The sequence below is a fragment of the Pseudaquabacterium terrae genome (assembly GCF_013266755.1).
In the GTDB taxonomy this organism is placed as follows: domain Bacteria; phylum Pseudomonadota; class Gammaproteobacteria; order Burkholderiales; family Burkholderiaceae_C; genus Pseudaquabacterium; species Pseudaquabacterium terrae.
This window is the reverse complement of sequence record NZ_JABRWJ010000001.1, coordinates 470,382-496,333: the sequence shown is the minus strand read 5'-3', so window position 1 is coordinate 496,333 and position 25,952 is coordinate 470,382. Positions and strand designations below refer to the sequence as shown.

23 protein-coding genes are annotated in these 25,952 nt (G+C 69.0%); 17 read left to right on the top strand and 6 right to left on the bottom strand.

Annotated elements, in window-relative coordinates; genetic code table 11:
• Positions 1-18 precede the first annotated feature (18 nt).
• The 5 genes from HLB44_RS02325 (at position 19) to HLB44_RS02305 (ending at position 6,287) form a co-directional block, all read left to right on the top strand.
• Positions 19-1,929, top strand: a complete 1,911-nt coding sequence (locus tag HLB44_RS02325) for a glycoside hydrolase family 127 protein (RefSeq protein ID WP_173120191.1) — start codon at positions 19-21, stop codon at positions 1,927-1,929.
• An 11-nt stretch (positions 1,930-1,940) separates the two neighbouring features.
• Positions 1,941-3,152 carry a CaiB/BaiF CoA transferase family protein gene (locus tag HLB44_RS02320; RefSeq protein ID WP_173120189.1) on the top strand — a complete coding sequence of 404 codons (1,212 nt, stop codon included), beginning with the start codon at positions 1,941-1,943 and terminating at the stop codon, positions 3,150-3,152.
• A gap of 152 nt (positions 3,153-3,304) precedes the next feature.
• A complete protein-coding gene (locus HLB44_RS02315; protein WP_173120187.1) occupies positions 3,305-5,152 on the top strand; it encodes a hypothetical protein in 1,848 nt (615 codons plus the stop codon).
• Complete coding sequence (locus tag HLB44_RS02310) at positions 5,149-5,940, top strand: hypothetical protein (protein WP_173120185.1); 792 nt, start codon at positions 5,149-5,151, stop codon at positions 5,938-5,940. Before HLB44_RS02315 ends, HLB44_RS02310 begins: the two co-directional genes overlap by 4 nt.
• A 119-nt stretch (positions 5,941-6,059) precedes the next feature.
• Entirely contained in the window at positions 6,060-6,287 is a 228-nt protein-coding gene (locus HLB44_RS02305; protein WP_173120183.1) for a hypothetical protein, read from the top strand.
• 113 nt (positions 6,288-6,400) lie between these two features.
• Here HLB44_RS02305 and HLB44_RS02300 read toward each other — a convergent pair whose 3' ends face one another.
• Positions 6,401-8,617, bottom strand: coding sequence for a diguanylate cyclase (locus tag HLB44_RS02300; protein ID WP_173120181.1), 2,217 nt, complete (start codon positions 8,615-8,617; stop codon positions 6,401-6,403).
• 176 nt (positions 8,618-8,793) lie between these two features.
• On the opposite strand from HLB44_RS02300, the gene HLB44_RS02295 reads away from it, so the two are divergent.
• Together HLB44_RS02295 and HLB44_RS02290 are read left to right on the top strand one after the other, a co-directional pair.
• Positions 8,794-9,522: a hypothetical protein gene (locus HLB44_RS02295; protein ID WP_173120179.1), complete on the top strand. Its 729-nt coding sequence runs from the start codon at positions 8,794-8,796 to the stop codon at positions 9,520-9,522.
• A 105-nt stretch (positions 9,523-9,627) separates the two neighbouring features.
• On the top strand, positions 9,628-10,359 hold the full coding sequence (locus HLB44_RS02290; RefSeq protein WP_173120177.1) for a hypothetical protein: 732 nt from the start codon (positions 9,628-9,630) through the stop codon (positions 10,357-10,359).
• Between the two features lie 43 nt (positions 10,360-10,402).
• Here HLB44_RS02290 and HLB44_RS02285 read toward each other — a convergent pair whose 3' ends face one another.
• Both HLB44_RS02285 and HLB44_RS02280 read right to left on the bottom strand, forming a co-directional pair.
• Positions 10,403-11,626, bottom strand: coding sequence for a hypothetical protein (locus tag HLB44_RS02285; protein WP_173120175.1), 1,224 nt, complete (start codon positions 11,624-11,626; stop codon positions 10,403-10,405).
• Positions 11,627-11,828: 202 nt separating this feature from the next.
• A complete protein-coding gene (locus HLB44_RS02280) occupies positions 11,829-12,851 on the bottom strand; it encodes an ABC transporter substrate-binding protein (RefSeq protein WP_173120173.1) in 1,023 nt (340 codons plus the stop codon).
• Positions 12,852-13,196: 345 nt separating this feature from the next.
• On the opposite strand from HLB44_RS02280, the gene HLB44_RS02275 reads away from it, so the two are divergent.
• Positions 13,197-14,858 carry an ATP-binding cassette domain-containing protein gene (locus tag HLB44_RS02275; RefSeq protein WP_173120171.1) on the top strand — a complete coding sequence of 554 codons (1,662 nt, stop codon included), beginning with the start codon at positions 13,197-13,199 and terminating at the stop codon, positions 14,856-14,858.
• 138 nt (positions 14,859-14,996) lie between these two features.
• Here the strand turns inward: HLB44_RS02275 and HLB44_RS02270 are convergent, their stop codons facing one another.
• Positions 14,997-16,046 (bottom strand): ABC transporter substrate-binding protein, encoded by a 1,050-nt coding sequence (locus HLB44_RS02270; RefSeq protein WP_173120169.1) that lies wholly within the window; start codon positions 16,044-16,046, stop codon positions 14,997-14,999.
• 121 nt (positions 16,047-16,167) lie between these two features.
• Between HLB44_RS02270 and HLB44_RS02265 the strand changes: the two genes are divergently transcribed.
• Both HLB44_RS02265 and HLB44_RS02260 read left to right on the top strand, forming a co-directional pair.
• Positions 16,168-16,791 carry a DTW domain-containing protein gene (locus HLB44_RS02265; protein WP_173120167.1) on the top strand — a complete coding sequence of 208 codons (624 nt, stop codon included), beginning with the start codon at positions 16,168-16,170 and terminating at the stop codon, positions 16,789-16,791.
• Between the two features lie 172 nt (positions 16,792-16,963).
• Entirely contained in the window at positions 16,964-17,950 is a 987-nt protein-coding gene (locus tag HLB44_RS02260; protein WP_173120165.1) for an ABC transporter substrate-binding protein, read from the top strand.
• Positions 17,951-18,034: 84 nt separating this feature from the next.
• Here the strand turns inward: HLB44_RS02260 and HLB44_RS02255 are convergent, their stop codons facing one another.
• Positions 18,035-18,460 carry a hypothetical protein gene (locus HLB44_RS02255; RefSeq protein ID WP_173120163.1) on the bottom strand — a complete coding sequence of 142 codons (426 nt, stop codon included), beginning with the start codon at positions 18,458-18,460 and terminating at the stop codon, positions 18,035-18,037.
• Positions 18,461-18,687: 227 nt separating this feature from the next.
• Positions 18,688-19,767, bottom strand: a complete 1,080-nt coding sequence (locus HLB44_RS02250) for a M35 family metalloendopeptidase (protein ID WP_173120161.1) — start codon at positions 19,765-19,767, stop codon at positions 18,688-18,690.
• A gap of 287 nt (positions 19,768-20,054) precedes the next feature.
• On the opposite strand from HLB44_RS02250, the gene HLB44_RS02245 reads away from it, so the two are divergent.
• From HLB44_RS02245 to HLB44_RS02215, 7 genes are all read left to right on the top strand, one after another.
• Complete coding sequence (locus HLB44_RS02245; RefSeq protein ID WP_173120159.1) at positions 20,055-20,522, top strand: nucleoside deaminase; 468 nt, start codon at positions 20,055-20,057, stop codon at positions 20,520-20,522.
• A gap of 62 nt (positions 20,523-20,584) precedes the next feature.
• On the top strand, positions 20,585-21,169 hold the full coding sequence (locus HLB44_RS02240) for an ankyrin repeat domain-containing protein (protein WP_173120157.1): 585 nt from the start codon (positions 20,585-20,587) through the stop codon (positions 21,167-21,169).
• A 161-nt stretch (positions 21,170-21,330) separates the two neighbouring features.
• The gene (locus HLB44_RS02235; RefSeq protein ID WP_173120155.1) at positions 21,331-21,696 is read left to right on the top strand and encodes a hypothetical protein; all 366 of its coding nucleotides are present in this window, start codon (positions 21,331-21,333) and stop codon (positions 21,694-21,696) included.
• Between the two features lie 51 nt (positions 21,697-21,747).
• Complete coding sequence (locus HLB44_RS02230) at positions 21,748-22,644, top strand: LysR family transcriptional regulator (protein ID WP_173120153.1); 897 nt, start codon at positions 21,748-21,750, stop codon at positions 22,642-22,644.
• Between the two features lie 118 nt (positions 22,645-22,762).
• Positions 22,763-23,518 (top strand): 2-amino-5-chloromuconate deaminase CnbZ, encoded by a 756-nt coding sequence (cnbZ, locus tag HLB44_RS02225; protein ID WP_173120151.1) that lies wholly within the window; start codon positions 22,763-22,765, stop codon positions 23,516-23,518.
• A gap of 30 nt (positions 23,519-23,548) precedes the next feature.
• A complete protein-coding gene (locus tag HLB44_RS02220) occupies positions 23,549-24,904 on the top strand; it encodes an amidase (RefSeq protein WP_173120149.1) in 1,356 nt (451 codons plus the stop codon).
• Positions 24,901-25,926, top strand: coding sequence for a TRAP transporter substrate-binding protein (locus HLB44_RS02215; RefSeq protein ID WP_173120147.1), 1,026 nt, complete (start codon positions 24,901-24,903; stop codon positions 25,924-25,926). Before HLB44_RS02220 ends, HLB44_RS02215 begins: the two co-directional genes overlap by 4 nt.
• The last annotated feature ends 26 nt before the right edge of the window (positions 25,927-25,952 follow it).

Below are 25,952 nucleotides of genomic sequence, written 5' to 3'. Positions count from 1 at the left end.
AGCCCGGGGACACGAGCGATGAATCACGCGACGACGGCCAGCACGCTCGACGTCACGCTCGGCGGACTGCTCGGCGAGGCGATCGGCGCCAGCCAGCGCGGTCGGCTGTCGAGCTTCATCGTCGACGAAGCGAGCCCGGCGCTGCGGCTCTTCGGGCCCGAGCACCGCGAGCGCAACACCGAGGGTGACTGGTACGGCGAGCATGCCGGCAAATGGCTGATCGCCGCCGCACGCGCCGCCGCGCGCAGCGGCGATGCAACGCTGCGCGAACGCGTCCAGCACGCCGCGCGCTGGCTCGCCGGCCAGCAGCAGCCCGACGGCTACCTCGGAACCTACGCGGCCACGCACCGCTTCAGCGTGCCGCAGCCGCCCAAACCCGGTACCTGGGACGGCGCACCGGCGCGCCGCACCTGGGACATCTGGATCCACGCCTACCTGATGCTCGGCCTGCTGGAGGTGCATCGCCACTTCCCCGAGCAGCGCCTGCTCGACGCCGCCTGCCGCATCGGCGACCTGTGCCTGCAGGTGTTGACCGAAGGCGGCCTCGACATCACCACGCTCGGCAACCACCACGGCCTGTCGGCGACGGTGCTGCTCGATCCGGCCGCCCAGCTGTACCTGGACACCGGCGAGCCGCGTTACCTGCAGCTCGCGCTGCGCGTGCTCGAACAGGCGGATGCCGAGCCGCGGCTGCAGCTGCTGCGCCAGGCGCTGGCCGGCGCCGACGCCGCCGACATCGCCACGGCTAAGGCCTACCAGCTGCAGTGGAACCTGGTCGGCCTGGCCAAGCTGTGGCACGCGACCGGTCGTGAGGACTTGATGCGCGCGGTCGAGGCGCTGTGGACCAGCATCCGCACGCACCACCTGACGCTCGGCGGCGGTCCCTGGGGCGGGGTCGCGCACCGCTCGCGCGAAGTCTTCAACGCACCGGGCAGCTTCAGCCCGCAGGCCTACGTCGAGACCTGCTCGACGCTGGCCTGGATCCAGCTGAACCGCGAGCTGCTGCAGCTGACCGGCGATGCGCGCTACGCCGACGAGATCGAGCGCAGTGCCTACAACGACCTGCTCGGCGCGCTGGCGCCGAATGGCGAGGACTGGTGCTACTACGTCTTCCCGAACGGCCGGCGCGTGCACACGACCTACTGGCGCTGCTGCAAGTCCAGCGGCGCGATGGCGCTCGAAGAGCTGGCGCTGGCGGCCTGGTCGCTCGACATCACCGGCGCGGTGCCGATGCTGGCGATGAACCTGATCGGGCCGGCCGACGTGCGCGCCACGCTGCCCGATGGTCGCGTGCTTTGCGTGCAAGCATACACGGCCTACCCCTTCGATGGCCGCATCGAGCTGGTGATCCGCTGCGCCGAGCCGCTGCGGCTGGCGCTGAAGCTGCGCATTCCGCCGTGGGCCGCCGGCGCAACGCTGCAGCTCGCCGGCCAGGTGCCGTTGCCGGCCGAAGCCGGCCACTTCGTGCTGCTCGACCGCAGCTGGCACGACGGTGAACGCATCGTGCTCCAGCTGCCGATCGCCGCGCGCTTCGAGGTCCACTGCCACCGCAACGTGCAGGAGTCGCGTGCGCCGGACGGGTCGACCGTGCGCCAGGAAGTGCTGCGGCAGGACGTCGTCGCGCTGCTGCGCGGACCGCTGGTCTACGCGACCGACGGGCTGATCGACGGCTTCAAGAGTGCCGAGACGATCCGCTTGCCCGACGGCGCGCTGGACCGCACTGCTCCGCCCGGCTGCGTCGACACGCTGCCCGGCGACGCCAGCGGCGACGGACCGCTGCTGCGGCTGAACCTCGCCGACCGCCCACCCATCCACTTTGCGCCCTATTACCGTGCCGGCGGCCGCAGCCACGGCGCCTGGCGCCTGACCTGGCTGTCGCTGGCCCCGGCCGACGAGCCGCCGGCGACCGACGAGCCGCCGATCGACTAGACCGCCTCACCATGCCCTCGCCCTCTACCTTCCGCACCGGTGCCCCGGGTCCCCTCTCCGGCGTGCACGTGCTCGACCTGTCGGCCTACATCGCCGGCCCCTACGGCTGCACGCTGCTCGCCGACCAGGGCGCCGAGGTGCTGAAGATCGAACCACCGGACGGCGACAACCTGCGCAAGTACCCATCGACGCTGGCGGCGGAGAGCCGGGCCTTCGTCGGCGTCAACCGCAGCAAGCGCGGCATCGCGCTCGACCTGAAGAAGCCCGACGGCCTGGCCGTGCTGCTGCGCCTGGCCCGCGAGGCCGACGTGCTGGTGCACAACTTCCGCCCCAGCGTGCCGAAGCGGCTCGGCATCGCCTTCGAGCAGCTGCAGGCGCTGAACCCGCGGCTGATCTACTGCGCCGTCAGCGGCTACGGCGAGACCGGGCCGCTGAAGGACAAGGCCGGCTACGACCAGGTGCTGCAGACGATGACCGGCATGTGCGAGCTGCAGGGCCGGCTCGGCGGTGCGCCGGAGCTGGTCTACGGCTCGGTGGTCGACTACTACGCCGCGGCGCTGCTGGCCGCCGGCGTCGCGTCGGCGCTGTACGAGCGCGAGAAGAGCGGGCTCGGACAGTACGTCGGCATCTCGCTGCTGCGCAGCGCGCTGACGATGCAGTCCGCACGGCTGGTGTGGGCCGAGGGCGAGCCGCGTGACATCGGCCGCGACATGCGCTCCGGAGGCGTCACCGGCATTCACCCGACGCGCGACGGCCACCTCTACCTGTCGGCCAACACGCCGCATTTCTGGGCCGCGCTGTGCCGCAAGACCGGGCTCGACGCGCTGGCGTCCGATCCGCGCTACGCCACCGTGCGCCAGCGCGCCGAGCATGCCGCGGAGATCGTGCCGCAGCTGCATGCGGCGCTGGCGTCACGCAGCGCGCTGGAATGGGAGACGCTCTTCGGCGACGAGGTGCCTTGCGCCGCCGCGCGGCGCATCGAGGACATGTTCGACCATCCGCAGGTGCTGGCCGAGGACATGGTCGGCGAGCTGGAGCACCCTTCGCTCGGCCGCTACCGCGGCGTCACGCGCTCGATCCGGTTCGGGCGCACACCGGGGCCGCCGGCGTTCGCGGCGCCGGGGTTCGGGCAGCACTCGGGTGCGGCGCTGCGCGAGAGCGGGTTCGGTGACGAAGAGCTCGCGCGCTTGCGCCAGGCGGGCGTTCTGCTCGGACCGGCGTAGGCCAAAGGTCACGTCCCCCCGCGCGCCGCCCCCCTGTCAGGCGAAGCGGGTCTTAGACTGCGGCCACTTTGGCTGCCCACCGCACTCCCGGCCCGGAAGGTTCGCGCCCGATCGAAGTACCGATCGACGACGGCACGTTGCCACGCGCTGCGATGCCGCGCCCCGGCCCCACCGGCCCGGACCTGCGCAAGAAGGACACCCCACTGCCGCTGCGCGCCGACAAGCGCCAGCCCGGCTCCAGCGGCGGCGGCGGCGCCAAGGGCGGCGGCGATCCGACGCCGGACCCGAAACCCAAACCGTCCGGCCCGTCGGACACGCCGCCGAAGAAGAAGCCGAAGTACGGTGTCACCGCACTGACGATGCCGCCGCGCTTTGCGCCCAGCATCGAGAAGGTCGGCACCTACACCATCGACGACGCCGAGGTCGCTGCGTCGTCGTGCAAGCTGGAGCTGTTCCACACGGTCAAGGGCGTGATGGACGAGAGCAAGCCGCTGTGGACGCGCAGCCTGAGCAAGGCCGAGTACAAGCACGGCGACCACAAGCTCGAGTGGGACGGCAAGATCTCCGGCCACAACGGCGGATCGGACTATCCGGGCGACTGGCTGTCGCCGCATTTCTCGCCCTACAAGCTGCGCATCACGCTGCCGGGCGGGTCGCCCGAGACGCAGGAGGCCACGTTCAAGATCGAGGTCGCCGAGATCGCGCTCGAGCTCAAGGATGCGGCCGACAAGAAGCTCTTCATGAACGACATCGAGCGCCGCTTCGAGACGATCGCCACCGTCAAGCTCAAGAAGATCGATGGCAGCGCCGTGCTGACCAAGGTGCCGGTGCGCGTGGACTTCAGCTTCACCGACCCACCGGCCGACAACACCACCAAGGCCGATTCGTTCAAGTACGCCGACCCGAAATGCCTGGGCAAGAAGGCCGATGCCGATGCCCTGCACTGGGCCGCGCTGGGGGCCACCACGTCGACCAGCGTCGACAGCTACAAGTTGACCAGCATCGTGCTGACCGACGTGGCCGATGGCGCGGACCTGGGCAAGGCCAAGGTCGGGTTCAAGCCCTCCGGCGTGGGCGGTGACGACTTCAAGCTCAAGGCCGAGGTGAAGGACTCCGGCGGGACGGTGCTGCTGTCCAAGGAGGGCGACACCCACACCGTGTGGCGTTTCGTCGACTTCGCCAACATCCACGAGATGGTCGGCCTGACGCATGTCTCGACCAACGGCTCGACGGGGACCATCTCGCCGGTGTTCGACCCGGCTTTCGTGCGCTACACCGCCGGCGCGGCGACCGGCATCGCCGCCGACAAGAGCGTCAAGTACATCGGGCTTTGGGAGAGCACCGGCACGCCGCAGACCTCGTGGGCGACGATGCAGGCCAAGACGGCGGCCGAAACGCCCAGCGCGACCGAAATCGCCGATGCCAACTACGCCGGCGCCGATGCGGCGCTGGTGGCCAAGCGCGATGTAGCGCGGGCCGCGATCAAGGCCAAGGCCCAGGCCTGGGCCACGCGCATCGACAGCGCCTTCCATGCCGCGATGCCGAAGTGGGTGAGCGATGCGGCGATTCCCGCCAACGCGCTGGTGGCGATTCAGTACTATCACCCGAAGTACTCGAGTGCCGGCGGCGACCACGCGACCAATGAGTGGAAGCTGGGCGGCGCCTCGACCCCGGCCTGGCTGACGGTGGACGTCTTCCCGAAGAGCGGCGGCGGCCACTACTACACCGGCAAGGACCCCGACGCGCTGTGGATCAACTGGGGCGGCCTGAGCCACGGCAGTGGCCGCGTCACCGTGCCGCTGGGCAACTCGGCGGCCACCGTGAAGCAGGTGGTGCGGCACGAGGCCGGCCATGCCACCAAGTCGTTCTTCAAGCGCGACGTGTTCGGCCCGTCGCTGGACCATTCCGCTTCGAACGCCGGCATCATGTACTACACCACGTCGGGCGGAACCACCTTCACCGACCGCGAGAAGAAGATTCTGCGCGGCATCAATCCGTGACCTGGCGCACCTGGCTGGCAGCCGGCCTGGCCGCGGCGGCCGGCTGCGCGGTGGCGCCCGCCGCGACGCAGACGCCCACGCCGATCGAAGCATCGGCCCCGCGCCGGGCCAGCCCGGCGCCCAAGGCCCCACGAGGACACCGCACCATGCAGATCACCCTTCAAGCCGCCGCCCTCACCGCGCTGGGCAAGCCGCTGCCGCTGGAGGTCACGCTGAGCAACCCCGGCAGCAGCGGCCTGGTGATCGACGATCCCGCGCAATCGCTGGACATCGAGTTCCACCTCGTCGACCAGAAGACGCGCGAGGACCTGAGCTTCACGATGGGCAAGGTCACCACGACCACGCTCGGCAGCGTCGACGAATACGCGATCGAAGTGCCGGTGCCGAAGCCGACGACGATCCCGCCCAAGGGCACGCTCAGCTTCAAGGCCGACGCGAACATGCGCCTCTTCCTGCGGGCCGGCGACTACGACGCCTATGTCACGCACAAGGACAGCGAATCGAACCACGTGCCGCTGAAGGTGGTGTACACGCGCGAATCGGTAACGCTCCTGTTCGCCACCGCGCACGATCCGCAGATGAGCTACGGCCGCCGCGAGTGGGCGACCGACCGACTGGCCAAGCTGTTCCCGGCTTTCCGATTGAACCTGCCGCTGCCCGACGAGGCCGCCGCATCACGCAGCCAGCGCGAAGCCTCCAACCAGCCGGCGTACGTGCGCTTTGCCGAATGGTGGCGCGATCAGCTGGCGACGGCCGATCTCGACGAGCGGCTGGAAAAGGCGCGCTGAAGCTGGCGCGTCCCGGTTCGCCGGACGCCTGAAGTCCCCCCGAGTCAAGCCTCGAACAGCGGGGCTTTCGTTGGCAATTTTCCCGTTCCGGCTCGCGGCCGCCTGCCTAGCATGGCGGCATGGTGATTCCTTTTCCGACCCGGCACAGCCCGCTCGAGCGCTCCTTCCACGACGCCTCGCTGAACGCGATGCTGCTGTCCTTGTACGAGGCCAGCGAAGGCGAGCAGCTGCAACGCGCGGTCGATCGCATCGGCGACGCGGAGCGCGACGCCGTGTCTGCGGAACTGGCCCGGCTGTACGCCATGCGCAACCCGGGCCCGCAGCAGCTCTCCCGCATCGTTTTCTGAGACCCTGAGACCGGACTACCGGTCCCCGGGCTGAGCGAAGCGGCCGCTGCGCTGCAGCGCCCGGATCTCGTTGTCGATCAGTGCAGCGCGCGGCCCGGTCGGAGCCGAATCACTCATGACACTGCAGTCGCGACCACGACACGGTCGCGACCCTGGCCCTTGGCCTGGTACAGCGCCGCATCCGCAGCCCGCGTCAGCACCGCGCGATCGCTGCCGTGCTGCGGAAACGAAGCGACCCCCAGCGAGATCGTCACCTGGCCGATGGCGCGCGAGCTGTCGCTCAAGGCGAGCTCGCGCACGCCCTTGCAGAGCACTTCGGCCACCGCGCGCGCGGCCTCGAGCGCTGTGTCCGGAAGAATGACGAGGAATTCCTCGCCGCCGAAACGGCAAGCCAGGTCGGAGCTGCGGATGCGCGCAGCGATCGACTTCGCCACCTCGCGCAGCACCCGGTCACCGACGTCGTGCCCGAAGCTGTCGTTGAGGCGCTTGAAGTGGTCGATATCGATCAGCAACAGCGCCAGCGGGCGGCCAGTGCGCGTCGCGCTGTGGCAGGCGCGCTCCAGGGTTTCGTTCATGAAGCGCCGGTTGTAGAGGCCCGTCAGCGGATCGCGAATGGCTTCGTGCCGCAGCGCTTCGCGCAGCTTGACATTGGCGAAACCCAGCGCGAGGTTTTCCGCGACGGTCTGCAGATAAGGCCGCCGCTGCGCAATCGGGCGCCCCGCGTTGCAGCGCAGGTGCAGGAACCCCAGCGCTTCGCCCTGGGCGATCAGCGGCAAGCAAGCGTAGTTCGAGAGTGCACGGTCGACATGCCGGCAGCGCAGCCCATCCGGGCCGTGCTCGACGAGATGCGGCCGGCCGCGGCGCAAGGCCCAGCAATCATCGGCCGTCAGGCTGTCGGCAAACGACGGCGCCATGCCCCAGGCCGCGGCGATCGCCACGAAGCGTTGTTGGGGCTCGAACAGGTACAGCGCCCCGTCGTCGCCTTCGAACAACCTCGGCAGCTGCTGCGCGATAACGGCCCGCAACTCGTCGAGCGTCGCGCAGGCCTGCATCAGTCCGACCATTTCGCCCAGGCGCGCCATCTCGTCGCGCGCCGCTTCGGCTTGCTGGCGGGCCGCTTCCTCGCGAATCAGGCGCTCGGCATTGGCCTCGGCCTGCCTGCGCTCGGTGACGTCTTCCAGCGTTCCTTCGTAATACAGCGCCTGGCCGTCGGCGCCACGCACGACGCGGCTGCTGTTGCTGACCCACCGCACCTGGCCGTCACGCCTGCGCAACTGCAGCGGGAAGTCGCGCACGCTGCCTTCGCGCTCCATCGCGGTCCGCCAGCGCTGCCGATCGTCGGCGCTCACGTAGAGATCGGTTGCGTCAATCGTCAGCAATTCGGCAGGCTCGGCATAACCGAGCATGCGGGCCATGGCCGGGTTGCCGGTGAGGATGCGACCCGCCGGAGTCGACTGGAAGATGCCCTCGATGGCGTTCTCGAAGATGCTGCGGTACTTCTCCTCCGCAACGCGAAGGTCGGCAACGGCTTCGACCAGTTGGTCGCGGTGCTGCTTGAGCTCCTGATCCGCTTGGGCCCGCCGGCTGAGCTCGGCAGACAAGCTGCGGCTCATCTCGTTCAAGGCCGTCGCCACCTCGTCCAGCTCGTCGGGCTCGTCCCCGGGGCGGCGCGGCAAGGCGAGCGGCTGCGACAGGCGTTCGACGCTCATGCCCCGTGCGTGCCGGGCCATGTGTTCCAGGTGGCGGGTGACCCAGCGGCTGACGATGAACAGGATCAATAGCGCAATGAAGAAGGTCTTGGTGGCCTGAGTCGTCAGGATCACCAGCGTGCGATCGAAGAGCCGACCATAGACGCCCTGCAACCCGATCGCGACCGTCAGGCTGCCCAGCGCCTGATGCGGTGGCTTCGGCGAGCGCAGCTCGAACTCGCGCACCACGCTGCGTTCGTCGGACTTGCGGCCCGCCTGGAACTGCTCGCCGGTCTCGCCGCGCACCGCGGCGAACTGCACGTCGCGCAGCTTCAGCAGCCCCTCGATCTGCAGCTGCGTCTGCGTCCGATCGAAGGACCACAGGCTGCTGGCCAGGCTACCCAAGTAGGAGCTCTCGATCTGCCGGAATTCGGCATCGATCTCAGTCAGCTCGCGCGAATAGTCGAGGTACAGCTGGATGGCCGTGGCGACCAGCGCGAGGCAGGTGCTGGCCAGAACGATGGCGGTCAGCAGCCGCGGCCCCAGGCGGCGCTCGCGCAGGCGCGCGGGCAGGCGCGCAGCGAGATGCGCCAGCCACGATACCGGCGACTCAGCGGCGGCAGCGCGGGGCTTGAGGCTCATCGGGCGCTGGGCTTTCGCTGCTTGTCCTGACGTCGAGGTGCATGCCTATACTCATCGAACGCGTCGCCGGCACGGAGAGCGGCAGCGCTTCCAGCAGGGGCGGAGCAATGGTAGTCCAAGGGCTGGGCAAACAGTCGAATTCGGGCTGGCGTCGCCGGACCCTGTTGTGCGCCGGCATGCTGCCCTTGATGGCCGCGAGTCCGCGCGAAGCGTGGACTGCGGCCCCGGCACCGTTCGTCATGGGCACGACCCGACCCGAAGACACGGCCGCCGGTCAGTGGGTGCGAAAGATCTATGGCGAGGCCTTCCGACGCCTCGGCATCCCGGTGCGCTTCGAAGTCCACCCCGTCATGCGGCTGGGCGTGCTGCTGTCGCAGGGTGAGCTCGATGGTGAAACAGTGCGCGGACCCGACTACGCCTCCGGCCTCGCCGACGTGATCCGCGTCGACGAACCGGTTTGGAACGCGGTGTTTGCTTTGTACGCCACCCACCCGGCGCTGACGCTCGCGCGGCTGCAGGACTTGCCGGCAACCCGTTGGCGCGGGGTCTATGCGCGCGGAGCCGTCGAGTGCGAGCGGACGCTGATCCCCCTGCTGGCGGCCGATCGCTTGATCGACGTGCAAATCACCGAGCAAGCCGTCAGCATGGTCGCCACCGGACGCGCCGATTTCTTGTGCGGTTTCGACCTGGTGGTGTTGTCAGCCCCGCCAGCGGCACCGGAGGCCAGAGCGACGGCACCCCTGCGCAAGTTGATCAATGTCGGCGACCCGGTGCCGCTCTACCTGCACGTTAACCGCAAGCACGCCGAGCTCGCCCCGCGCCTGGCCGCAACGCTCAGGCAGATGAAGGCTGAACGCCTGATCGAACGCTACTGGCACGAGGCACTGCAAGCGTTCGGCAAGTGAGGCCGCCGTGGCCGCACCGCACCGGCCGCGTTTCATTCGTCGCATCGGTGTCGCCCGTATCGACAGCGGCCCCAGGCACCCGTCGAACGCGGCACGATGGCGGCCATGAAGGCAATGCTCGGCTTGTTGTGGGGTCTCGGCGGCATGGTGCTCGGCTTCGCGCTGTTCGCGGCGGGCGCGACGCTGGTGGCCCATTTGACGAATGCCTCGAACCGCGAGGGCGCCGTGGGCTACTTCGTGATCGGGCTGGGCATCATCGGGGCGCTGCTCGGCCTGGTGGGCGGCCTGGTCTGGTATGCCCGCAGCGCACCCACGGGTGAAGGGCTGCGGCAGCTCGGACAGGGCGTGCTGGGGCTGGCCGTCTTCGTGGGGCTGGGCGTGGCAGTGGGCTGGGCCTGGGTGCAATCGCGCGAAGTACCGGTCACCTACAACGGCGACACGCAGGCCAGCCTGCTGCTGGAGTTCCGCGCGCTGGCCGCGTCGGCCCCCGGCGAATCCGCGCGCCGATGGCTGGACGTGGAGGTCACCACGGCGAATACGCGGCCGGTGGCACTGGTGCTGCAGGACGAGGTGCGCCGCGAAGGCGCGCACCTGATCGTGCCCGCCGTGCAGGGGCCGTTGATCCGCGCCGGCAGCCGGCTCGTCGTGGCGCGGCTGAAGCTGCCGAGCGGCGAGCGCCACGAGGTCTTCATGCCGCCGATGCCCCGCCGGCCCGACCCGAAGGCCGGTTGGAGCGAATGGGTCGCGCCGCGCGAGGTGTTCGATGTGCAGACCGGCACCTCGGGCGCGCAGGCCATGCTGCAGATGCGCTGGCGGCTGCGCCTTTACGGTGAGTGACGACGGCGCGTGATGACGGCGCGTGATCACCGGCCCGAGCCGCTCAAGGCCCGGGTTTGGTGTCCAGGAACTGCCCCGTCGTGCGGTAGTGCGGATCCTCGTCGAACTGCCGAACGGTGGGCCGGTGCACGTGGTACACGCCCTTCTTGTCCGTGTAGTCGCGGTTGCGGTCGTGGGTCGCGCCCGTGGCGTCCGGCGTGATCGGATTCACGCTGTCGCGATAGGCCGAATTCTTCGGGTCGTTGAGCGCCGGCTGGTCGCGCATCACCACCACTTCGAACTTCTTGCCGAAGGCCTGCTTGATCCCGTCCTCGCGCCAGGGCGCCAGGTTGCCGCGGTAGACGATGACCTCCTGCACGGCCTTGCCGTTGGCCGTGGCGGCCCAGCGCGCGACGGGCCCCTGCGATCCGTAGAGCGAGTCGTACATCTCGAGCCGATCGGCCTTCAGCAGCTTGCCGCTGGGGTCGAGCGCGAGGAGTGTCGAGAGGGCCGAGCCGCCCTTGGAATGCACCGACACGATCTGCTTGCCGACAGTCGTGATCCCGGCCGCGGTCAGGCCGTCCTGCGTGGTCTGCACCTGGCTCTTGATGCCGGCCCAGCTCACGTTGGGGTTCGAGTTGTCGCGCGCCGGCGAGTCGGTGGCCTGCGTCGTGTTGTTGGCCTCGGGCAGGACGAACACGGTCTGCGGATCGCGGGCCATCGACGCGCGCATGCGTGAATTGGTCCCCGCCTTCGAGCCGACGGGGTCCGCGACCGTGGCGTTGTCGCCGTGGTAGTGGGTGTGCACGCGGGCCGGCAGCGTGTCTTTGAAGCCCGGTCCCTTCATCACCAGCACCGGCTGGCCGCCGTTGGCGTCACTGGAGGTCACGACGATGTGCGCCTTGTGCCCCTGCGCGTTCGGCACCAGCAGGTCGCCATAAGCGACCTTGGCATTCTCGATCGTCCAGCCGAGCCGCTTCTGCTTCAGGTCGCCGCTCTTCTTCAGCGCATCGATCTCGGCCTGGGAGACCGTCGCCAGGTCGTAGACCTTGGGCGGCGGCGGTGCCGGCGGCGGGGTCTTGGTCAGCTGCGCGCGGGCCGCGCCGCGGCTCTTGTCGGCGTACAACACCACGTCGGGGTGCATGTCGTGCCGGGGCAGAGACGCGAACCCCTCGCCCGCCGGCGCCGCCTGCGCCAGCGCCACCGGCTCGGCAGGGGCGTGGGTCGGCCCGGCACCTTCCATGGGCGTGTGGATGGACAGCGGGGCGTTGGCTGAAACGGAAATCATGTCGCAGGGCTCCGGTGAAATTCACCGGCATTGGAGGAGCCACGCGCGGCGCTGACAAGACGGGATTCGCGATAGCTGGGGCGTTCCCGAAAGGCGACCGCCAGGGTGCGTCCGTCTCTTTCGGGGCCACGTATGTCGGCCCCGCATTCTGCGGCCTGTCCGGCGTCCATGGAGTGGCGCACCACTGCGCTGGGCGATGTCCCTATTCTTCGAGGAACTCGTCCACGCGTATCCTGAAATTCCTGGACAGTTCAATGCCGATTGCGCGCATGGTGCGCAGATTGACGACAAGGCGGAAGCGCCTCGGCAGCACCACCGGAAGGTCGGCCGGCGACTTGCCGTCGAGGATCAGGGCCACGTACCGCGCACTCGTCTCGAACTGCTCGATGGCGTCCGGACCGTAGCCTATCAGCGCGCCTCTGTGCGCTTGTCCCAGCGTCGGCAGCTTGTGCTCGATGGCCCAGGCGAACACCTCTTTCGGGATGCCGAACGGGTGGACGTACAGTGCCTGCAGCCGCGCCTCGCGCGCCGCCTGCAGCGGGCCCGCCACGTCGTCGGGGCGAGCGACCGGCAGTGACGTGAACTGCAGGCCCGCCTCGGTGGCGAGCCGTTGGAACTCGGCGTGCATGAGACCGGCGCTGGGGTTGTGCGGTGCCCAGAGCATCCCGATGCGGCGCAGGCCGGGGACGACTTCGCGCAGCAGCTCGAGGTACTTGCCCATCATCGGCAGCATGAAGTCGGCCGACCCGGTCACGTTCCCGCCGGGCCGGGCCAGCGAAGTCACCAGCCCCAGTTCGACCGGAAAGCCGACGAGATGGATCACGATGGGAATCGTCGACGTGAGCGAACGCAGCGCAAGGACCGCGCTCGACGTGTCGCACACGATCACGTCCGGGCGACTCGCCACGACCTCCGCCGCCAGGTGCGAGACCGAGTCCGGGCCGGCCAGCCGCCGAACCTCCACCTTCAGATTGCGGCCATCGATCCAGCCGCGAGCGCTCAGGTCGCGGAAGAACACACCCCAAGGTGAGCCGGGTTTCGTGATCGGGAAACTCGGCGCGACCACGCCCAGGAAGGCGAGCCGGACCACCCGCGCGCGTTGCGCCGGCACACGAGCCGCGAGGCATCCCAACGCCGCGCCGGCCAGCGCTCCGGCGATCCTGCGCCGTGACGTGGCAATCGGGTTCATGTCGCGCTGCTGGCCACGCCTGTTCGCGGTGCTCATGAAAGTGCTTACGTGGCGGTCGCGTCGGAAGCTACGTACCATCAGCTCGATCTTGTCCCGGCGCACTCTACTCTGCGGGAGCCTTCTTGGGGCGCGGGACGATCGCAGCACGTTGACGCGGCAAAACTCGCTCGCTTAAGATCGCGCCCCTTCACTGTCCCGAGCACGATGCCCATGCGGATGTAAGCCTTCCCCGAATGCCGTTCCACGCTCTCCTGCGGCGTGGCATGTCTTCGTTCCAACGGAAAGCTTGCAATGTCATCGTTCTCGACGGGCCGCACCGCGCCCGGGGCGCTTGCGCCTGCCCCTGCGTCACCAGGTCTCTCCTCTTTTCATCTGCACGACGTGCAGTGGCATCTGCCCGACGGCAGGCCGCTGTGGCAAGCGCCGCTGCATTTGTCCATCGGCCGCGAACGCTTGGGGCTGGTCGGCCGCAACGGCGTGGGCAAGAGCGTGCTCACGCACATACTGGCGGGCCGCATGCCCTCGGCCGGCACGCTAGCCGGCACGGTGGTGCGCAGCGGCCGCGTCCACCTCGTCGCCCCGCCGCTGCTGCCGCAGGACCGGCGCAGCGTCGGCGAGGCGATGGGCCTCGGCCCGGCGCTCGCAGCGGTGGAGCGGGTCGCCGCCGGGCTGGCAACGCCGGACGATCTGGTCCTGGCCGATGGCCAATGGGACCTGCCCGCCCGCGTGGCGCAGGCCCTGGCCGACGCAGGCCTGCCCGGCTTGCGGCCCGCAGACGCGATGGCGGACTTGAGCGGCGGTGAGCGCATGCGCGTGGCCCTGGCAGGCGCCATGGCGACCGACGCTCACAGCGTCATCCTCGACGAGCCCAGCAACCACCTCGACGCCGACGCCCGCGACTGGCTGCTGAGCTGGCTGCAGGACGCCAAGCGCACCGTGGTGATCGTGAGCCACGATCGGCAGCTGTTGCGCTGCGTCGACCGCATTGCTGAACTGAGCCCGCGCGGGCTGGCCCTGTACGGCGGCAATTACACGCTGTACCGCGTCCAGCGCGACGGCAATGCATCTGCCGCCCAGGTGGCCTTGCAACGTGCCCGCACGGAGCGCGACGCAGCGCTCATCAAACAGCGCCGCGAACAAGCCGCCCGCCAGCGGCGGCAGGCCCGCGGCCGTCGCATCGCACGCACGGCCAATCTGCCCGCGGTGGCGATCAACAGCCTTCGCGAAACCGCCGAAGCCACTGCCGCACGCGATGCGCAGCGAGATGCCGACAAGCGCCAATCGCTGGACGCTGCCGTTCGCGCCGCCGCCGTGCGGGCGGAGCAGCCGCCAGCCATCTTTCTGGCACTGCCCGCCAGTCGTGTGCCGGCCGACAAGCCGGTGCTGCAGCTGCAGGGGCTGCGCCTGCCGCATGTCGGTGGCGCGATCATCGAAGCGACGCTTGTCGGGCCGGTGCGTGTCGCCGTGGCCGGACCGAACGGCTGCGGCAAGAGCACGCTGCTGCGCGTGATCGCCGGTGCGCTCGCGCCGCAGCAAGGCAGCGCGACAACATGGGTCCCAACCGCCGTGCTCGACCAGGACGGCGGCGACGTTTTGCCGCCCGACCGCTCGCTGCTCGAATGCCTGCGCACGCTCGACTGCCCGCTGCGCGGCAGCGAGCTGAGAACCCGCCTGGCCCAGCTGCGTCTCGACGCGGCGCGCGTGGTGCTGCCGATGGGCCTGCTCAGCGCAGGCGAACGCCTGAAGGCCGCGCTGGCGTGTGCGCTGTGGCGCAAGGAACCGGCCCGGCTGCTGCTGCTCGACGAGCCGACCAATCACCTCGATCTGGACACGACCCTGGTGCTGCAGCGTGCGCTGCAAGGTTTCGAAGGGGCGCTCATCGTCGCGTCGCACGATGTGGAGTTCATCGCGGCGTTGCGGCCGACGCATCGGTGGGAGTGGCGGGACGGTCGGCTGGTGATGCGGCAATCCTCGATGGCCAGGGTGGCGCGAGAGTCCGTGCCCGAGCGTTTCCAACGTTATCCGGCCGCAGTCGATCGGTGAAGATCGGCCGGCGCGGATAGGATCCGCGAACCTCTCACGACAGGTGTTCGCAGTCGAAAAGCCGCAGCCAGGAGTCCTGCCCATGACGAAGTACCTGATCTCGTTCCCCAGCGCCGCGATGGCCATCCCCGAATCGGTTCATTCAATCACGCGTGTCGCGCGCAGCAGCACACTTTGCGGCACGGTCACTCCAAGTGCCCGAGCAGTTCGCAGATTGATGACGAGATCGTGCACATTGGCTTGCTCTACTGGAATGTCCGCCGGCTTCGCGCCACGCAGAATCCGGTCCACGAGCCCGGCGGCGCGTCGGAACAAGTCGGGAATGTTCGGCCCGTACGACAGCAATCCTCCGGCATCGGCTTGTCCTGACAGCACGCTCATCGGCAGCCGGTACTGGACAGCAAGCGCGGCGAGCCGGTCGCGCACGTCGAAGGTCGATGGCGTGCTGGAAAAGTCCAGGACGCCGTTCGCACCCGCTTTGGCAAAGCTTTGAAACGCCTCGTCGATGTCGTCTGGCCGGCTCAGCTCAAACTGCACAAGCGCCAAGCCGAGGTGCCGTCGAGCTTCCTCCAGATACTCGACCTTGTAGCGGTCACGAATGCCAACCAGGACACCGACCACTTTCAAGCCGGGAACTGCCTCCTTGAGCAGTGACAGGCTCTTCTGCCCCAATTCAATGCCGCCCACGGTGAAGCCCGTAACGTTGCGACCGGGATGTGAGAGTGATTTGACGAGGCCGTACGCGACTGGATCTATTCCTGCCGCGAACACGATGGGCACCGTCGCTGTGGAAGCGGCGGCCGCAATGGCCAAGGTGTCGAGGCTTGCGACGAAGACGTCAGGTCGCAGTGCCAACAACTCTGCTGTCAGCGGCGCAACGCGCGAGCCGTCGCCCTGCGTGAATCTCGTCTCCAGGACCAGGTTCTTATGCTCGACCCACCCAAGTTCGCCAAGCCTCGATCGAAACCTCTCGACACCTGGGCTCCCAGGCGAAATGCCGAGGAGCGTGACGCGGCTCGTTGGGTTCTGTGCCTTCGCCATGGGCAGCGAGGCGGCGCTCAGCCAGGTGGCAGCCGACGCTTTGAGCAGCGACCGACGATTCGTCAGTTGGGCACCATGCGCACTCGCAGCAGCGCCGGGCGCCGTGAACGCGGCGGCTGCTGCTCCCCGGACCGTGCGGCGCTCCATCCGGCCTCCTGCTGGAGGACATATTGAAGCACGGGCCGAGCGCTGCCGCTAGTTCAAAGGTGAACGGGCCAACGCCAACACAAGGCAGCCGACGGACGGACACGCGTGCGACCATTCCCGCGTGAACGGTCCGTCTACCCTCCGCCGCGCGGCCTGCGCGCGCTGCCAGCGCCCGCAGGCGACCTGCCTGTGCGCGCTGGCGCGCCCGACCGCCCATCGCACCCAGGTGCTGGTGCTGCAGCACCCGCAGGAACAGCGCCAGGCCAAGAACAGCGTGGCGCTGCTGCGCCTGTCTCTGGCGCACTGCGAGGTGGTCGTCGGTGAGCGCTTCGCGCCCGGCGCGCTGCAGGCACTGCTGCAGCGCCCCGGGCGGGACACGCGGCTGCTCTACCCGGACGTGCCCGCGGCGCCCGCGCCGCCGGCCCCGGGAACGACGGCGGGCGCGCCCCTGCGGCTGGTGGTCCTCGACGCGACGTGGCGCAAGAGCCTGCGGATGCTGCTCGGGCACCCGGCCCTGGCGGCGCTGCCGCGGCTGGCGCTGGACGCGCCGGCACCGACCCGCTACCGCGCAATACGTGCGGCGCGGCGAGCCGACCAGGTCTCGACGCTGGAAGCCACCGTGCAGGCGCTGGCGATGCTGGAGGGCCCGTCCTTCGACGCCGCGCCGCTGCTCGAGGCCTTCGGCCGGTTCGTCGATGGCGTGGCGGAGCGGCAGCGGCCTCGGGTGTCCTCGGACCAGGCGTAGCTCGGCCCGAAACGTTCGTTCAAGCGTAGACTTTCCCCCTGCAGGCCAGGCGCGAATGGGGCGCCAAGACCGCACGCAGACAAGCTCGCCACGGCAAACCGGTGAAGACGGGCGCGAGCACATGGCACGCACGCGCATGCGTCCGCGTGGTGCGTTGACAGGAGTTGGTCTCATGCGCAGGCGAACTGTCATCGTCGGCGGCCTTCTCGCGCGGCCTCTGGAGGGCATGGCGCAGCCCGCGGGCAAGATGGCGCGAATCGGTTTCATCGGCGGCAGCACGCCCGATCCGGTCGTTCTGAGCACCTGGGTCGAGCCCTTGCGCCAGGGCCTGCGCGACCTGGGCTATGTCGAGGGCCGAAACATCACCATCGAATTCCGCTGGCACGAGGGCAAGCAGGAACGTCTGCCCGGACTGCTGGCCGAGTTGATCGCGCTCGCTCCCGACGTGCTCGTGACCCTCGGCCCGCCCTCGGCGATCCTCGCCAGGGACGCGACCCCCACAGTCCCGGTCGTCGCCTTGGCGATCGATGACCCGGTCGCGACGGGGCTCGCGGTCACTCACGCGCGCCCGGGTCGCAACATCACCGGGCTGTCGGGCGCGTTCCAGGGCATTCTCGAAAAGCGCCTGCAGTTGATGAAGGACATCGTGCCGGACGCGCGGCGCTTTGCGGTGCTGACGAACCCCATCAGCTATGGGCGCGCTCAGGTCGAAGCGTATCTTCAGAGGCAGAACGTCGAACGCCTTCTCGCCGTTCAGGTCAAGGTACTCGAAGTGCGCGGGCCGGACGACTTCGACGCCGCCTTCGCGACGATGGCGCGTGAGCGCGTGGATGCCGTCGCCGTGCTCAGCGACTCCATGTTCTGGGTGCACCGCACGCGGCTTGGCGAGTTGTGCATTAAGCACCGGCTGCCGTCGGTGTGGGGCGGCGCCGGTTACCTGGACGCCGGCGGCCTCCTGTCGTACCAGGGCGACTTCGCGGAAACGGCCAGGCGCGCGGCGAGTTTCATCGACAAGATTCTCAAGGGCACGAAGCCGGGCGACATCCCGTTCGAGCAGGCAACCAAGCTGGAACTCGTTGTCAACCTGAAGGTTGCCAAGACGCTCGGCCTCACCCTCCCACAGAGCGTGCTGGTCCGCGCTGACCAGGTCATTGAATGAATCGTGGCGCGCGCATTCCGGAGGACTTCGCAATCGGGTTCCCGCGACGCCGTCGTCAAAGCGCCCGATCGCTTCAGGTGCTTGTCACCGCCCGACCAGACGCGCGACGCGCTGAGGCGCTTCGGGAGGCGCTTCGGGATCGAAGCGGATCGAGAAGACGAAGCGATCGCCAAGCGAGTCGGGAATGCAGGTCACCGCACGCATTGCACGACGGACGAACGGCCGGTACTCGTGCGGACCGCCGCGCGCGGCGACGCTTTCGACCGCGTCTCCGGCGATGCGGAACTCGACCCGCACAGTGCCCTCGCGACCAAACATCTGCATCGCCGGCGAGAGTTCGCGGTTGAGGGTCTCGGCGATTGCGGGGCAGGCTCGCTCGACATCGACGCGAGGAGGGCGGGCCGGCTGCTGGCCGGTGATCACCGTCTGCTGCGGCTGTGCGAACGCCGGGCCGGACACGGCAACAAGGAAGGACGCCGCGATAGCGATGCAACGGAAGACGTGGCGCATGACGAGCTCCTGATGAAGGTCGCACCGGCTCGCCGGAGAGGATCTCGGGTGAAGGCCGGGCGGGAGTCACTGTCGCCCTGGTCCGTTGGACCAAGCGTTGAATCGGCCGTTGGAATGCACTGATCGGGATGCCGACGAAACGCCGCAGCGCCGTGCTGCCGAGCAATGCGTCCTCGCACGCGGCGTCGGAGCTGGTTCACCCCCCCGCCGTCTGAGGCGGAGCCTCGTTAGAGATCGTCGGGCACGTGGGGTGCCACCGCGGGCTGGCTCGCCACCAGCCGCGCCCGTCCGAGAAAGGCGTGCGACGCGAACAACGCGTAGTTGTCGGCGTTGCGCATCCGCTTTTCGTGCGGCAACTGGAACGCCCGATCCCGGTATCCGAGGTCGCCGATCACGCGCTTCGTCGTCTCTTCGTCGATGAAGTGCAATAGTTCGTGCAGCAGGACGTGCTCGAAGTGGTCGGGCACGAGTCGGGCCGCCGCCGACCCCAGGTAGACGCGCCCCGCGTGCGGGGCGTTGGGGTCCTGGCGGCGCGGCTCTGCAGCCTGCGCCGGTGAGTACGCGACGGCGCTCGTGCCGGTCCGATCGATCTCGAAGATGCTGAGACCGAACGGGTCGCCGCCCGTGGCGCCTGGCCGCGACGTCAGCACCGTCAGCACGCGGCGAAACGTGACCTGGATATCTGCCAGGGCCGTCAGGGCCCTCGCGCGGGGCACGCGATCGAGCGCGAAGTGCAGCTGCGCCAGCCGCCACGGCCGCGCACCCCCCAACCCCCCGCGCAAGTGATCGGCAGCCAGCTCGGCGGTGCGGAGGGCCTTGCGGGCCGTGTCGCGCACCTGCGGCAGGCTCCTCGCCGTTCGCAGTGGCAGCGTCGGCACTGTGAACAGCGAGAAGAGCCCATCGGCGATGCCGTGGTAGGCGTGCGCGTCGACGTCCTTGCCGGAGATCTGCGCGAGCTGCGGGTCGCGGTCACCGGCCACGGCGTTCATCTTCGCCAAGGTCGGTCCGCCCGGATCGATCCGCGCGTCGGACCCGGTCCCGTGATGCTTCTGAAAGCGCGCGATCGTGCCCAGCGTGAGCGGCCCGATGAAGCCGTCCTCGGCCAGCAGATCCTCAGGTCCGCCGTCGGCCACGGCGATGCGATTGAAGAGTCGTTGCACGGTCTTGACGTCGTTCGACTGGTTGGCGCTGTTGCGTCCGACCGAGCGCCCGATCGTGCTGGGCGGCGTCGGGGCGCCGGACCTGCCGCCAAGCAGGTTCAGCGTCGTGAGAATGCACGCGTGGTGGGTGTGCGCGCGAACGATCATGACCGCTCCTTCACCGTGCCACGCGGTGGCACTGCCGGGTGTGGACCGGTGGCCCATTCCATCGCCGGCCAGGCAGGCCGCGGCGGCATGATGACAAGGACATGGGGGACACCCTTTCGAGTCATTGACGGGGCGAAGCAAGTCTCATGGCACCGGGGATGCGGCGATACAACCGATCTCTAACACGGCATCCCTAGTCTTGCTGTGTCAACGGCGTACTCCGTTTGCGCGCAGGCAGCTGTCCAGCAGCCTGACGCACTCGAAGCTGCTGCCCCTGCCTTCACCCCATGGTGCCAGCTGCTCGTCATGGCCAAAATGTCGGCGTGCCACGTCGCCATGACCCACCGGACCTTCACCGCCGATACAGCCTGCTGGCGGCTTTGCCCTGGCTGTCCTTGCCAGTGCCCGCGCTCGCCGATGAAACGCACCTGCGCGTGGCGATGCGTCGCGCCGAGGAGCTTCGAGACGAGGCGCTTCGCGCTGGCGACCAGCCTTTCGGCGCCGTGGTGTTGCGCGGCGACACCATCGTCGGTGCCGCGCGCAGCCGCGTGGTCACCGGCACGGACCCCACCGCGCATGCCGAGCTGGAAGCCATCCGCGACGCGGCGCGCCGGCTGCGCACGCGCGACCTTTCGGCTTGCGTGCTGGTGTCGACCTCGCGCCCCTGCCGCATGTGCGAGGCAGCAGCCGGCTGGGCCGGCATCTCGCGCATGGTCTACGGCGAGGCGCTGACCGACGCCGGAGCCCCGCGGTGAGGCGCCGCGCACTGCTGGCCGGCAGCGTGGCATGGCCGACATGGGCGTGTGCCGATGTCCTCATGCTGGCAGCCGCGGCCCGACAGGGCGACACGGCAACCCTGCAGCGGCTGCTCGATGCAGGGGTGCCTGTGGACGGGCGTGACGGACGCGGCCGCACCGCCCTGCTCGTGGCCACGCACGCGAACCGGATCGACGCGGCGCGTCTGCTGATCGAGCGCGGCGCCGACGTGAACGCCAAGGACGACATTCAGGATTCGCCCTTTCTCTTTGCAGGCGCAGAGGGGCGGCTCGAGATCCTGCGCATGACGCTGGCCGCAGGTGCCGACCTCAAGAGCACCAACCGATATGGCGGTACGGCCTTGATCCCGGCGGCGCACCACGGTCATGTGCAGATCGTGCGCGAGCTGCTGAAGACACGGATCGACGTCGATCATGTCAACCGCCTGGGTTGGACGGCACTGCTCGAGGCCATCATCCTGGGCGATGGCGGCGCGGCGCACACCGAGATCGTCCAGCTGCTGGTGGCGCACGGCGCCAATCTGCAGTTGGCTGATGCGCAGGGCGTGACGCCGTTGGCCCACGCAGAGCAGCGCGGGCAGCACGCGATTGCACGGGTCCTGCGCCGCGCCGGCGCACGGGCTTGAACTCCCAGCGCGGCGGGCCACGGGTAGCGGAAGCTGCGGGTCTCAAAGGGCGCCGGGGCGGGCACCACTGCATAGCGGGTCGAAGATCAAAATGCCTCATCGCAGAGTCGAGCCAAGCGGACTATGCTGCATCCGTCCACACTGCAGCGCGAGGAGTCGACATGTCGAATCGCGGCCTATGGCTGGAAGGTGGCACCACGTTTCCCGACCGCACGTCGCGAGTGCTTGCCGTGTGCTTCGCCGCCGCCTGGGTGCTCTTGATCGCCGCACGCAATTGGCAGCCTCCGGTGACGAGCCGGTTGGGATGCAGCACCGATCCGTGGGACTTCCTTCGCATCGGAGAGACAGTAGAGCCCAGCTCCCTGGCATTCCTCGTTGAAGCGCACTGCGCGAACGCGAAGTACTCGTCGGACGGCTGGATCGAACTCAGCTACGGCGGCGGCAGAGTCGACGTGGAATTGCGGCGGCTCGACATTGCCGGCGCGACCTATTTCCAGGTTGTCTCGATCGGTGGAGTCACTTCGTAGTAGGTCGAACCGTCACCGGTAGCATGGCAATGGCCCCTATGCTTGTGCAACATGCTCCCCCCCGCCCTGACCTACTTCCGCGAAGTCGCCCTCAGCGGCTCCATCCGGCGCGCAGCGGAGCATCTGTCGATCGCACCGAGCGCGATCAGCCGCCAGATCAGCAAGCTTGAAGCGGATCTGCAAGCGACGGTCTTCGACCGCCGGGGCCGCCGTCTGTCGCTGACCCCGGCGGGCGAGCTCCTGCTTGCCTACTCCGAACGTTCCACGGCCGACTTCGAGACGCTGCGCGAATCGCTGCAGCAGATTGCCGGGCTGCAGGCAGGGCAGGTCAAGATCGGCAGCGTCGAGGGCATGGTGACCTACTTCCTCTCGCGCTACCTCGCCACCTTCGACAAACGCTTTCCCGGTGTCAAGGTCATCGTATCGGTCGTCGGCTCGCGCGCCGTGCTCGAGCTGCTGCGCGACGGCGAGGTCGACCTTGCGCTGGCTTTCGGCCTGCCGACGCGCCATCCGTTCCGCGAACATGCGCGGCTCGAGCAACCGCTGTGCGTCATCGTGGCTGCAGGCCACCCGCTCGCGTCGCGCCGCAGCGTCTCGTTCAAGGCGCTTGCCGACCAGCGCGTGGCGCTGCCCGACCGCACGTTCCAGATCCGCTCGTTGATCGACGGCATCGCCGCGAAGACCAAGACGCCGCTGGTCCACATCATCGAGACGAACACCCTGGAGATGGCCAAGGGCGTGGTGCGCAACTCCGAGCTGCTGACCTTCCTGCCGCGATATGCCGCGCTGCGAGAGATTGCCAACGGCGAGCTCTGCGCCGTGCCGCTGCAGGAGCGCGACCTGGCGCACACCAGCATCAGCCTGATCACGCTGCCGTCGCGCCAGCTGTCGCCGGCAGCGCGCAAGCTGCTGGAAACGTTCAAGGCGGGAATGGCCCGTCACGGCTGAGCAGTCTGCGCTGCAGACGCCCGGTCTGTGCGCATTTCGGCAACACGCGCATGCCGCCATTCGCCTTCTTTCGGTGCGACAACCTGACTAGAGTTGGCACCAACGGAGGCATTCATTCATGGCGAACGTTGTTGATTTCGAACCCGGCGGCTACCGCTACGTCAAGGCGGTGTTCCAGTACTCGGCCGGCGTCGCCGCGCAGCCGGGTTTCGCGATCGAACGCGTGCGCTTCCAGCGCACACCGGACCTGACCGAAGGCTTCGAGGCGATCGCCGCGCATCTGAAGCAACGCGGCCGCCCGCTGACCGCGCTGTGCGGCTGCGAGTTGCGCTCGCCGGCGCCGTTTTCCGAAGAGGGGTTCATCGCGTTCAATCGCCAATACGTCGAGACGCTCGAACGTTGGGAACTGGTCGACGGCGACACCAACCCGGTCGCCCGCACCAATGTCTGTCCCGCGCATGAGCCCCCGTCGCAGCCGGTGTTCCACGCCTTTTCCTACACGGTGGCGCAGGATGCCGAGGCGCTGCCGACCTTCGTGGTCGCCGGCGGCGGCGAAGCCCCCGAAGGCCATCCCAACTATCGCGACGTCATCGTGCGCCGCGGCGACACCAGTCTGGACGGCCTGCGCGAGAAGGTGAGCTACGTCGTGGCGGAAATGACGCGTCGGCTCGAGGCCCTCGGCTTCTCCTGGCAGGACGCGATGGCGACGCAGGCCTACACGGTGCGCGACATCGGACCGCTGATGTGGCAGGAGCTCGTGCAGCGGGGCACGGCGCCTGCGGGCCTCACGTGGCAGTTCGCGCGTCCGCCGATCGTCGGCCTGGAGTACGAGATGGATGTGCGGCGCGTGGCGCGCGAACTGGTGCACGCCTAGGCGGCCGAGAACAGGCCCATGGACAGCGGCATGACCACAGCAGCGCAGCTCGCGGCCGCACTCGCCGCAGGAACAACCTCCTCGCGCGCGCTCGTCGAGCAAGCGCTGGAACGCATCGCGGACCCGTCCGGCGAAGGCGCGCGGGCTTTCACGCAGGTGCATGCGGAGCTCGCGCGCTCGACGGCCGACGCATCGGACGCGATGCGCCGCAGCGGCATCGTCCGTTCGCCCATCGAGGGCCTGCCGGTGTCCGTGAAGGATCTCTTCGACGTGGCCGGCCAGGTCACGCGCGCCGGCTCGGCGCTGCTGGCCGATGCGCCGCCGGCGGCGCACGATGCGGCGGCCGTCGCGCGGCTGCGTGCCGCCGGCGCCGTCATCGTCGGCCGCACCAACATGGTCGAGTTCGCGTTCGGCGGCGTCGGGCTCAATCCGCACACCGGCACGCCGCGCAACCCGTGGGACCGCGGCACCGGCCGTGTGCCGGGCGGATCGTCGTCGGGCGCCGGCGTCGCCCAGGCCGACGGCATGGGCGTGATGTCGCTCGGCACGGACACGCGCGGATCGGTGCGCATTCCCGCCGCGCTGTGCGGCGTGGTCGGCTTCAAGCCGACGGCGCGCCGCGTGCCGACGGCGGGCGCCTTTCCGCTGTCATGGAGCCTCGATTCGGTCGGGCCGCTGGCCAACTCGGTCGAGTGCTGCGCAAGCTTCGACGCCGTGCTGGCCGGCGAAGCATCGCGCCCGCTGGTGATGCTGCCGGCCAAGGGCTTGCGGCTGCTGGTGCCGCAAGGCGGGCCGATGGAGGACCTGGACGACGATGTCGCTCGCGCCTTCGACACGGCGTTGAACACGCTGTCGCGCGCCGGCGCGTGCCTCGTCACGGCAGCGGTGCCGCCGCTGGCCGCTCAGCAGGCCTATTTCGAGCGCGGCGGCATCGCCGGCGCCGAAGCCTACGTCGTGCACCGCCGGAACCTGGATCGACTGCATCTCTACGACCCGCGTGTCGGCCAGCGCATCGCGCTCGGCGCGGACATCCGCGCGGCCGATCACATCGAGTTGCTGCGCCTGCGCGCATCGGCCATCGAGGCGTTCTCGAGCGTCGCCGCCCCGTTCGATGCCGTGGTGATGCCGACGGTCGCCTGCATCGCGCCCTCGATCGAAGAAGCCGGCCGCAGCGACGACGACTACGTGCGCTGGAACCTGCGGCTGCTTCGCAATGCCGGCGTCGTCAACTTTCTCGACGGCTGCGCGCTGACGCTGCCCTGCCACGAACCCGGGTCCGCGCCGGTCGGATTCAGCGTCTGCGGGCCGACCGGCGCCGATCGTCACGTGCTGGCCGTCGGCGCCGCCATCGAACGTGCACTCGAACTTCCCAGGAGACTCTCATGAAGACATCGCTCGAACGCATCGTGGCGGCCCTGTGCGGCCTGTCGGCCTCGCTCGTGATGGCCAGCGCGGTCCACGCGCAGAACGTCAAGGAGCGCAACTTCAAGTACGCCTTCGTCAACCAGAAGGACCATCCGCAGGGCATGGGCGCGCAGCGCTTCGCGGAACTGGTGGAGAAGAAGAGCGGCGGCAAGATGAAGGTCAAGCTCTTCCCCGCCGGGGTGCTGGGCGGCGACTCGGCGATCATCTCCTCGCTGCAGGGCGGTACCGTGGACCTGACGATGGTGGTGCCCGGCTCGCTCTCGGTGGCGATCAAGGACTTCGCGCTGTTCGACCTGCCCTTCCTGTTCAACAACGAGAAGGAAGCCGACCACGTGATCGACGGACCCGTGGGCAGGAAGCTGCTGGAACAGCTGCCCGCGAAGGGCCTCGTCGGGCTCACCTACTTCGAGCACGGCTTTCGCAACGTGACCAACAGCCGGCGGCCCGTGGCGAAGATGGAAGACCTGCAGGGCCTGAAGCTGCGCACGATGCAGATCCCCGTGATGATCGACATGTTCAACGCGCTGGGCGCCAACGCGTCTCCGCTGCCGCTGCCGGAGGTGTACACCGCGCTGGAGCAGAAGGCGGTGGATGGGCAGGAGAACCCGTATTCGCTGGTCGAGGCCTCGAAGTACTACGAGATCCAGAAGTACGCCTCGGACACGCGCCACACCTTCAATCCCATCGTCGTGCTGTTCAGCAAGAAGGTGTGGGACCAGCTCTCCGAGGACGAACGCAAGATCCTCAACGACGCGGCCAGGGAAACGCAGCCCTACCAGCGCGCCGCCAACCGCGAGGTCAATGCCAAGGCCGCCGAATTCCTCAAGAGCAAGGGCATGACGCTCACCAGCTTCCCGCCGCAGGAGCGCGAGCGCCTGCGCGAGAAGCTCAAGCCCGTGACCGACAAGTACGTTAAGCAGCTCGACCCGGCGATGGCGCAGGAGATGTTCGCCGAGCTCGCCAAGGCACGCGCCGTCAAGTAGGCCCGGGCTCGTCATCCGAGAGGGAG

What these genes read in the sequence shown, in the direction of transcription:
- HLB44_RS02325 (WP_173120191.1), top strand. Translation starts at nt 19, where the DNA reads ATGAATCACGCGACGACGGCCAGCACGCTCGACGTCACGCTCGGCGGA.
- HLB44_RS02320 (WP_173120189.1), top strand. Translation starts at nt 1,941, where the DNA reads ATGCCCTCGCCCTCTACCTTCCGCACCGGTGCCCCGGGTCCCCTCTCC.
- HLB44_RS02315 (WP_173120187.1), top strand. Translation starts at nt 3,305, where the DNA reads ATGCCGCGCCCCGGCCCCACCGGCCCGGACCTGCGCAAGAAGGACACC.
- HLB44_RS02305 (WP_173120183.1), top strand. Translation starts at nt 6,060, where the DNA reads ATGGTGATTCCTTTTCCGACCCGGCACAGCCCGCTCGAGCGCTCCTTC.
- HLB44_RS02300 (WP_173120181.1), bottom strand. Translation starts at nt 8,617, where the DNA reads ATGAGCCTCAAGCCCCGCGCTGCCGCCGCTGAGTCGCCGGTATCGTGG.
- HLB44_RS02295 (WP_173120179.1), top strand. Translation starts at nt 8,794, where the DNA reads ATGCTGCCCTTGATGGCCGCGAGTCCGCGCGAAGCGTGGACTGCGGCC.
- HLB44_RS02290 (WP_173120177.1), top strand. Translation starts at nt 9,628, where the DNA reads ATGAAGGCAATGCTCGGCTTGTTGTGGGGTCTCGGCGGCATGGTGCTC.
- HLB44_RS02285 (WP_173120175.1), bottom strand. Translation starts at nt 11,626, where the DNA reads ATGATTTCCGTTTCAGCCAACGCCCCGCTGTCCATCCACACGCCCATG.
- HLB44_RS02280 (WP_173120173.1), bottom strand. Translation starts at nt 12,851, where the DNA reads ATGAGCACCGCGAACAGGCGTGGCCAGCAGCGCGACATGAACCCGATT.
- HLB44_RS02270 (WP_173120169.1), bottom strand. Translation starts at nt 16,046, where the DNA reads ATGGAGCGCCGCACGGTCCGGGGAGCAGCAGCCGCCGCGTTCACGGCG.
- HLB44_RS02260 (WP_173120165.1), top strand. Translation starts at nt 16,964, where the DNA reads ATGCGCAGGCGAACTGTCATCGTCGGCGGCCTTCTCGCGCGGCCTCTG.
- HLB44_RS02255 (WP_173120163.1), bottom strand. Translation starts at nt 18,460, where the DNA reads ATGCGCCACGTCTTCCGTTGCATCGCTATCGCGGCGTCCTTCCTTGTT.
- HLB44_RS02250 (WP_173120161.1), bottom strand. Translation starts at nt 19,767, where the DNA reads ATGATCGTTCGCGCGCACACCCACCACGCGTGCATTCTCACGACGCTG.
- HLB44_RS02245 (WP_173120159.1), top strand. Translation starts at nt 20,055, where the DNA reads ATGGTGCCAGCTGCTCGTCATGGCCAAAATGTCGGCGTGCCACGTCGC.
- HLB44_RS02240 (WP_173120157.1), top strand. Translation starts at nt 20,585, where the DNA reads ATGCTGGCAGCCGCGGCCCGACAGGGCGACACGGCAACCCTGCAGCGG.
- HLB44_RS02235 (WP_173120155.1), top strand. Translation starts at nt 21,331, where the DNA reads ATGTCGAATCGCGGCCTATGGCTGGAAGGTGGCACCACGTTTCCCGAC.
- HLB44_RS02230 (WP_173120153.1), top strand. Translation starts at nt 21,748, where the DNA reads ATGCTCCCCCCCGCCCTGACCTACTTCCGCGAAGTCGCCCTCAGCGGC.
- cnbZ (WP_173120151.1), top strand. Translation starts at nt 22,763, where the DNA reads ATGGCGAACGTTGTTGATTTCGAACCCGGCGGCTACCGCTACGTCAAG.
- HLB44_RS02220 (WP_173120149.1), top strand. Translation starts at nt 23,549, where the DNA reads ATGACCACAGCAGCGCAGCTCGCGGCCGCACTCGCCGCAGGAACAACC.
- HLB44_RS02215 (WP_173120147.1), top strand. Translation starts at nt 24,901, where the DNA reads ATGAAGACATCGCTCGAACGCATCGTGGCGGCCCTGTGCGGCCTGTCG.